This is a genomic window from Corallococcus aberystwythensis, from assembly GCF_003612165.1.
GTDB lineage: Bacteria > Myxococcota > Myxococcia > Myxococcales > Myxococcaceae > Corallococcus > Corallococcus aberystwythensis.
In genome coordinates, this window is the sequence record NZ_RAWK01000383.1 from 1 (window position 1) to 7,060 (window position 7,060).

Here is a 7,060-nt window from a genome sequence, read left to right on the forward strand (position 1 = left end):
GCTTCGAATCTCGTCGGCGCCGTCCAGTGACTTCCGCCGCTTCTTTTCGAAGGGGAGCGGCTTCTACTTCAGCGCCGCCTTCCCTGTCAACCGCTTGCTGTCAGCTTCTCTCACCGCTTGCCGTCCGTTTTGTTGCTTGCCGGACTGCTGCCTCTTCGGTGGGGCGCGGCTTCTATCTCTTCGCCGCGTTCGCTGTCAACTCGCTCGTTGACTGCCCTATTTCCTTGTCGGTCCTGCGCTCTCCCCGAAGTGCCTTCCGCGCCAGTGCGCGGGCTTCGAGGTGAGGGGCGCGGCTTCTACCACCGCCGCATCCGCGATCAACCATTTTCGTGGCGACCGTTTGCTGCTGTCCGCTCCTCAGTTCCGAGCTGCTTCGTTCGGATCCTCTTGAGCGGGGCGCGGCTTCTACCTCTTCGCCGCGTTCGGGATCAACAACCTTCGTCGATCCTTTTCTTCCCCCCGCGCTGACTTTCCGAGGCCCGGGGGCCAACGGTTCGTTGCGCGGGGGTCCAGTGTCTAACGCTTCGGTTCGGCGACGTCAAACCCTGATTGATCCGGGCCTGATCATTCCTTCCGAGACGCCGGGGATATGGGTACGCCGTTCCACGGTGTGAACCCCCGTCTCGCGCTTTCCTCTTTCCCCGTCACTTCCCTCGGCGCGTCGCTTGCTGCTCATCCGATGGGGCGGTCCAGCGCGTTCCGAAGAGCCCGTCTCCGAGGGGAAACGTGATGTTGAAGTTGTGCCGCCCCATCTTGCTCGGCTCGTGGTGCACCTGATGGTGCCGGCGGAGGAACGGGATGCCGGGCAGCCTGGCACTCCAATGGTTGCCCGGCAGGTGCGTGGCGAAGTGCACCCATTCGTACGCCAGGTAGTAGCCGAGCGCCGTGGCGGCGAAGAGCCAGCCTGCGTTGGGGGAAATCAGCAGGAAGCAGAGGGCTCCAAGCGGGGCGGCGATGGCTCCCAGGAAGAAGAGGAGCAGGACCGGAGGGAAGAGCACCATCTTGAAGTCCTGGGGGGACTCGTAGGCCATCGCCTCGTGGGTGAAGAAGCGGTGGTGCTGGACGGTGTGCCGCTCGAACATCAGGCCCAGGCCCCGGGTGCGGTGATGCATCGGGCCCCGGTGGCCGAGGAACTCGACCGTGTTCGCGAGCGCGATGACCGCGGGGACCCCGAGCAGCTCCCAGACCCTGGGGGCCTCCACCCGGCTCAGCGCCAGGATGATTCCCCCCAGGCAGACGAGGCTGGTGAAGGCGAAGTGGATTTGCCCCCGGTAGCCGGGCCCGATGGCCTGGGCCCGGTACGCTTCACGGAAGGCCTGGACCTGCCGGGGGACGGGGCGCGGTTCCATTCGCTAGGAGCGCTTCGTTCCCTTGCCTTCCGCGGGCTCTTCCTTCCGGCGGGCGAGCGACTTCTGCAGCTTCTTCATGCGGTCCAGGATGAGGGTCCGCTTCAGGCTGGAGAGGTGGTCCACGAAGACGTGGCCATCCAGGTGGTCGATTTCGTGCTGGAGCACGTGGGCGAGCCGGCCTTCCGCCTCCAGCTCGTGCCACTGGGCCGTCTTGTCCTGGTAGCGGACCTTCACCCGCTCGACGCGGGGGCATTTCTCCCACACGTCCGGCACGGAGAGGCAGCCCTCCTCCAGCTTCACGCTCCCCTCTTTCGAGAGCAGCTGCGGGTTCACGATTTCGAACTGGGTGCCGTCCTCCCGGCCGACGATGGCCACTCGGAGGGGGATTCCCACCTGGTTGGCCGCGATGCCGATGCCCTTGGCCTCCGCCATGGCCTCCGCCATCTCCTGGAGGAGCGTTTCGAGCGCCGGTCCGAAGTCGGTCACGGGCTGGGTGGACGTGGTGAGAACCTTGTGGGGCCAGATGACGATGTCGCGAGCCATGCGCCGGACTCTGCCATGGGGTTCCCTCCATTGCTCGGCAGTTCCGCCTGTCCCCGGGTCTGCTAGACCGGCGACATGCACCCGCACTCCCAGCTCATCACCGACTTCTATTCGGCCTTCCAGCGGCGCGACGCGGACGGCATGGCCGCCTGCTACCACCCTGACGTGGAGTTCAACGACGCCGTGTTCCAGGGGCTGCGCTACGCGGGCGCCACCTCCATGTGGCGCATGCTGCTGGAGCGCGGCAAGGACCTGGAGCTCGTCTTCAGCCAGGTCCAGGCCGATGACCGCACCGGCAGCGCCCACTGGGATGCGCGCTACACCTTCAGCCAGACGGGCCGGAAGGTGCTCAACCGCATCGACGCGACCTTCGAGTTCGCCGACGGGAAGATCATCCGCCACACCGACCGGTTCCCCTTCTGGACCTGGTCGCGGCAGGCGCTGGGGCCCGTGGGTTGGGCGCTCGGGTGGACGCCGCTGCTGCACAACAAGGTGCGCGCCCAGGGCGCCGCGGGCCTTCGCAAGTACATGAAGGAGCGCGGCGTCGAAGGAGCTTGAGGGCCCCTGAGTCACTCCCGCGCGTCGAGCGTCTTCAGCGTCACCGGTCCCCTGGGCCCCTGTCGTGCCAGGGTCGCTTCGCAGCGCACCTGGCCCATCCAGTCCGTGTAGCGCAGCGACGCCGTGCCGTCCGCGTGCAGCCACAGCGTCGCGTGACCGTGGTTGCCCCGGTCCTGGCGCACACCCGTCCATTCCGGGAAACGCGGCCGGGATTCGAAGAAGCGGACCGGTGCCACCGGGTACTCCGGGGCGTCTCTCCGCTCTGAGGGGAAACCTCCGTGGCCCAGGCTGGCGCCGAGGAAGGGCAGGCCCGGTGCGCGGTCGTAGAGTGCTCCCGCCTGGGCGCCTCCCCAGCACCAGAGGTCCACCCGCTCGCGCTCCACGACCAGGGCCTGGAGGTCCTCTGTCACCAAGGGGGAGAGCCGTTCCGCGTCCGGCCCGTAGGGCGCGGCGTGGCTCAGCAGGATGTTCATCGCGCCCCGCCTGCGCCCCTCCGACAGGCGCTGCTCCAGCCATTGCAGCAGCGCGGGCTCGCGATGGCGGCCCGCTTCGAACCAGGCGGTGTCCAGGCCGATGAGCTGGAAGCGCTCCGCGGCGAGGCAGAAGTAGCTGCCCTCCTGCGGGTGACGGGGGCCCGCGCCCCGCCGCTCGTCCAGGTAGCGGAAGTAGGCGCCCGCACCCGAGCGCATCTCCGGCGGCGCGTTCAACGTCATGAGCGCCGTCGTTCCAAGCAGTGGCTCCAGGGGCTCCGCCACGTGCGCGTCGAACTCGCCCTGGCGGCCCGCGTAGAAGACGCCGCCCTGGTGCACCGCGCAGTCCAGGCGCTCGCCGCGCATCACCAACTGCCGGGCGATGTACCGGGAGGCGTATTCGCCCGTGCCGAAGTCCGCGAAGAGCGCGACCTCCACCGGGTGGCCTGGCTCCGGCTCGCGCAGCGGATAGACGAAGCGGCTCTTCGCTCCGAAGTGCCAGCGGAATGGGGCCTGCCTTGCCGCCGCGCCCTGCTCCAACCAGACCGGACCGCTGAACAACAGCCAGCCGCGCAGGTCGGATTGTGGCTCGAAGCGCGTGCGCGTGGGGTCGATGGGGATCTCCTCCGTCCTCAGCGGGAAGGTGAAGTCCGCGGGCAGCCCTCCCGTCCCCTGCCGGGCGTGGCGCTCCGTCGCGTCCAGCTGGTCCTGGAACTGGCCGGGGTCCGTGAAGAGCAGCTCGAGTTCGCGCAGCGCCTCCACGAACGCGCCCACCGTGACCTTCGCGCCCAGGCCACTCTCCGTCCAGCGCAGCACGTCCTCCGGCTCGCGCAGGAAGGCGGACTTGAGTGCCTCCAGTTCCTCGGGACCGAGGAGGGGCAGGTCCGTGTCCTCCGGCGGCGGAGCTTCCGGCGTGGCCCTGCCCGTCGCGGGCGGCCGATAGCCGAGCGATTCGTAGAGCGGATTCCACCTGCTTTCCATGCGTCCCCCTCGTGATGGCGTCGGATGCCCAGGGACGTATTCTCCCAGGCATCCCCGACATTCCTGTTCACCTTGGCGTGCCGGGAGAGGGGCCGGCGCGCGGGGCCGCGCTCAGGGGCTGGAGGCGCCCGTGTCTTCCTTCCGGAAGGTGTAGAGCGTGTAGTACGAGCCCGTGGCGAAGCCGGGCAGCTTGAGCGGGTTGAACACGCTCAGGTTGGACACCATGCCGCCCACGAAGCCCGGAGGAACCTCCACCAGCTTCAGCGTGCCTCCCGCGAGCACCACGCCCGCCTGGGGCTGGTCGTTGCTCATGAGCGTGCACTCGCCCAACGCGGTGAAGGCCCCCGCCGGCAGCAGGAAGCGCACGTAGAACGGCACCTGCGTGCCCGGGGTGAAGGTCCGGTCCGTCAGACGGAAGCAGGCCGTGGCCGAGCCCACCCTTTCGTAGCATCCGTCCGCCACGGGCACGTAGAGGCCCGCGCCCAGCTTCACGGTGGACGTGAAGGGCGCCGCCGCGCACACCGCTTCGTCCGGCGGCGTCGCGGCGTCCTCCTGCGAGCGAAAGGCATACACCCACTCCGTGCCGGACCGCAGCCGTACCGGGGCCCCCGCGTGTTCCCGAGTCATGTTCAAACCCATCCTTCAGGACCGCGGGGTGAGTGCTCCGTTCGCTACTGCCAGGACAGCGCGTACTCCGTATCCACCGGGCCTGTCTGACGGCCCTTCACCTGCACGCCCCGGGCGCCCAGCGCCTCGATGACCGCATGGAGCACGCCCTCGTGGTACGCGGGCGGCATGAAGTCCCGCTTCATCAGGAGCTTGCCCGCGCGGTCGCTGGTCCACTCCACGCTGCGGTCGCCGTAGCTCACCGCCGCGCGGTAGCCCGTGGGCAGGTTCGTCACCAGCCGCTTGGGGCTGTCCCCCGCGAGCAGGAGCAGCGTCTTGCCCGCGGCCGACGACAGGAAGTCCGTGGTCGCCTGCGTGCCCATCTTGCGCAACATGGCGTCGAAGCCGCCCAGCTGCGGCCCCATCAGCTGCGCTCCGGTGAAGGCCAGCTTCAGGAAGCCCGCCACCGGGTAGTTGAAGAAGTCCACGAACTTCTTCTCCGGCACCACCGCCAGGCACTTCTCCACCGCGGCGTCGCCGCCCAGGTTGCGCACGGCATTCAGCGCTCCGTTGAAGAACATGCCTCGGGCCGTGTCGTCGGGGGTCGCCAGGGCGAGGCGCTTCTCCAAATCCTGGGAGAGGACCGGATCCAGTCCGGGTACTTCCTTGCGCTGCTCACTCATAGAGGGGGGAATCTCCGAGGGGGAGGAGATGAACACCCGTGCGCGCTACAGGCGCACGAGCTGGGCCCCATAATGGACGTTGGCGCCCACCGCCGCCACCACCACCAGGTCCCCACTGCCGAGTGCTACACGACCCTGCTCCAAGTCGTCCGCCAGCAGAATCAACATCCCGGCCGCGGACGTATTGCCAATCCGATCCACGTTGCAGGCCACCGCCTCCTTGGGCAGGCCCGCGCGGTTCACGAACGAATCCATCACCCGCTTGTTGGGCTGGTGGAAGTAGTAGCGCTTCACCTGCTCGCGCACCGCGGGGGTGAGCACCGCGTCCAGGCACTTCTGCATGTATTCCGGGTAGCTGCGCGCGACCTTGAAGCCGTCCACGATGAAGGCCATGTCGGCCGGGCGCGTGCGACCCGGCTGGTAGGGCAGCTTCAGCATGCCGCCGCCCCGGCGCGTCACCAGCTCCGCGTATGCGTTGCCGGAGAACGAGGAGAGGATGCCCGGGCCGTCCTCGTCACCCTCCTGCTTGCGCAGCACCACCGCGCCGGCGCCGTCGCCGAAGACATACATGGACAGGTAGGCGTTGAGCGCCTTGGGGCGGCCCGGCGTGGGGGGCAGCTCGTCCGTGTAGACCTCGCGGTTGAGCAGGGGCGACGTGAACGCCGAGGCCACCACCGCCACCGTGCGGAAGCGGCCGCCCTCCATCATCTTGCGCACCAGGTCCAGCACGTAGGGCGTGCCGCCGCAGCCGTCATCCACCACCAGCGCGAAGGCGTCCTCGCGCAGGCCCAGCCGCTCGTGCAGCACCATGGCGTCGTGGTTGAAGTGCGGCGCGTCCGGGGTGCACGTCACCACGAAGAGCGCGTCCAGTTCCTTCGCCTCCACGCCGCTGCGGGACAGGGCCTGGCGCAGCGAGACCTCGCACATGTCCGTGTTGGTCGCCGGGTAGAAGCGCCCCAGCACGTCGTCCGGCGGAGGGATGGCGCGGCCCGTCTCGTCGTCGAAGTCCCAGAGGAACCGGCGCTCCTTGATGCCAATCTTCTCTTCGATACGGTCGGCCGACCAGCCGGGGATCGCCTTCGCGATCCGCTCATTGGAGATGGTCCGCGTAGGGACGAATGAACCGGCGCCCACGACACACACCCGTTCGGTCATTTCCATGGCCTCGTGATTTCACAGCCTAGCCGGACGGGATGGATTCCCTGGCACGCATGCATAGAGCACGTTCCAGGCCACTTCCTAAGCCCTTGGAAAGACGGAGTTCCTGTTCCCAAGCGCGTCATCCGTGAAGTGCACGTATTGACGTAACAGCCCAGGTGACCTGTGAAATCCGGAGGATGGGCGACACTTCAAAAGTGAAGCCACCGACGTGGAATGAATCACACGCGGCGTGTCAATTCACTTCAAGTGGACAAAAGAAACACTCACGGTACCTGCCATTGCCGGAGCGTCTCCTTCTATTGCGCGGACCGGGAGCGATTGGATCTCTCCCGCGACCATTTTCATGGCCGCGGGGGTCCAAGGCCCTCTCAGAAGGGGATGTTGTCGTCGTCGCCCGGGGGCGGGATTTCGCCGTCGTCCGGCGGGTTGCCGTAGCCGTAGCCACCGCCCCGGCCTCCACCACCGCCACGCGCGGGGGGCTCGCCGCCACCGCCGCCCTCACCGCGCTGCCGGGCAATCTCCGCCTCGATGGAGGCCAGGAGCTGGCGCTCCTTGTCGTGCCAGCGCGACTTGCTGGGGTCCGCCAGGGAGCGGCGCGCGCCGTTGGCGTAGAACTCCAGGTCCTGGAGGCTGGCGCCGTAGACGGGGGCGCCCTTGCTGCGGCCGTAGTTGGGCAGGAGCGTGCCGTCGCCGCCACCACCACCCCCGC

Annotated in this window: 7 protein-coding genes and 1 pseudogene; 1 reads left to right on the top strand and 7 read right to left on the bottom strand. The window is 68.2% G+C overall.

Translation table 11 applies throughout. The features are described 5' to 3' along the window. Positions 1-644 precede the first annotated feature (644 nt). Both D7W81_RS38245 and def read right to left on the bottom strand, forming a co-directional pair. Complete coding sequence (locus D7W81_RS38245; protein WP_120560292.1) at positions 645-1,349, bottom strand: sterol desaturase family protein; 705 nt, start codon at positions 1,347-1,349, stop codon at positions 645-647. A gap of 3 nt (positions 1,350-1,352) precedes the next feature. After that, positions 1,353-1,892, bottom strand: coding sequence for a peptide deformylase (gene def, locus D7W81_RS38250; RefSeq protein WP_120560293.1), 540 nt, complete (start codon positions 1,890-1,892; stop codon positions 1,353-1,355). 75 nt (positions 1,893-1,967) lie between these two features. Here def and D7W81_RS38255 point away from each other — a divergent pair, with 75 nt between their 5' ends. Then, positions 1,968-2,450, top strand: coding sequence for a nuclear transport factor 2 family protein (locus D7W81_RS38255; protein ID WP_120560294.1), 483 nt, complete (start codon positions 1,968-1,970; stop codon positions 2,448-2,450). An 11-nt stretch (positions 2,451-2,461) separates the two neighbouring features. Here the strand turns inward: D7W81_RS38255 and D7W81_RS38260 are convergent, their stop codons facing one another. The 5 genes and pseudogenes from D7W81_RS38260 to D7W81_RS38280 all read right to left on the bottom strand — a co-directional run. Next, the gene (locus D7W81_RS38260; RefSeq protein ID WP_120560295.1) at positions 2,462-3,901 is read right to left on the bottom strand and encodes a hypothetical protein; all 1,440 of its coding nucleotides are present in this window, start codon (positions 3,899-3,901) and stop codon (positions 2,462-2,464) included. Between the two features lie 111 nt (positions 3,902-4,012). Then, positions 4,013-4,528, bottom strand: coding sequence for a hypothetical protein (locus D7W81_RS38265; protein ID WP_120560296.1), 516 nt, complete (start codon positions 4,526-4,528; stop codon positions 4,013-4,015). 44 nt (positions 4,529-4,572) lie between these two features. Beyond that, positions 4,573-5,190, bottom strand: coding sequence for a DUF2378 family protein (locus D7W81_RS38270; protein ID WP_120560297.1), 618 nt, complete (start codon positions 5,188-5,190; stop codon positions 4,573-4,575). 45 nt (positions 5,191-5,235) lie between these two features. Next, complete coding sequence (locus D7W81_RS38275) at positions 5,236-6,345, bottom strand: 3-oxoacyl-ACP synthase III family protein (RefSeq protein ID WP_120560298.1); 1,110 nt, start codon at positions 6,343-6,345, stop codon at positions 5,236-5,238. A 374-nt stretch (positions 6,346-6,719) separates the two neighbouring features. Further along, positions 6,720-7,060 (bottom strand): annotated as a pseudogene (locus D7W81_RS38280) (hypothetical protein); the annotation flags it as partial.

What these genes read in the sequence shown, in the direction of transcription:
- D7W81_RS38260 (WP_120560295.1), bottom strand. Translation starts at nt 3,901, where the DNA reads ATGGAAAGCAGGTGGAATCCGCTCTACGAATCGCTCGGCTATCGGCCG.
- D7W81_RS38265 (WP_120560296.1), bottom strand. Translation starts at nt 4,528, where the DNA reads ATGACTCGGGAACACGCGGGGGCCCCGGTACGGCTGCGGTCCGGCACG.
- D7W81_RS38275 (WP_120560298.1), bottom strand. Translation starts at nt 6,345, where the DNA reads ATGACCGAACGGGTGTGTGTCGTGGGCGCCGGTTCATTCGTCCCTACG.
- D7W81_RS38270 (WP_120560297.1), bottom strand. Translation starts at nt 5,190, where the DNA reads ATGAGTGAGCAGCGCAAGGAAGTACCCGGACTGGATCCGGTCCTCTCC.
- D7W81_RS38245 (WP_120560292.1), bottom strand. Translation starts at nt 1,349, where the DNA reads ATGGAACCGCGCCCCGTCCCCCGGCAGGTCCAGGCCTTCCGTGAAGCG.
- def (WP_120560293.1), bottom strand. Translation starts at nt 1,892, where the DNA reads ATGGCTCGCGACATCGTCATCTGGCCCCACAAGGTTCTCACCACGTCC.
- D7W81_RS38255 (WP_120560294.1), top strand. Translation starts at nt 1,968, where the DNA reads ATGCACCCGCACTCCCAGCTCATCACCGACTTCTATTCGGCCTTCCAG.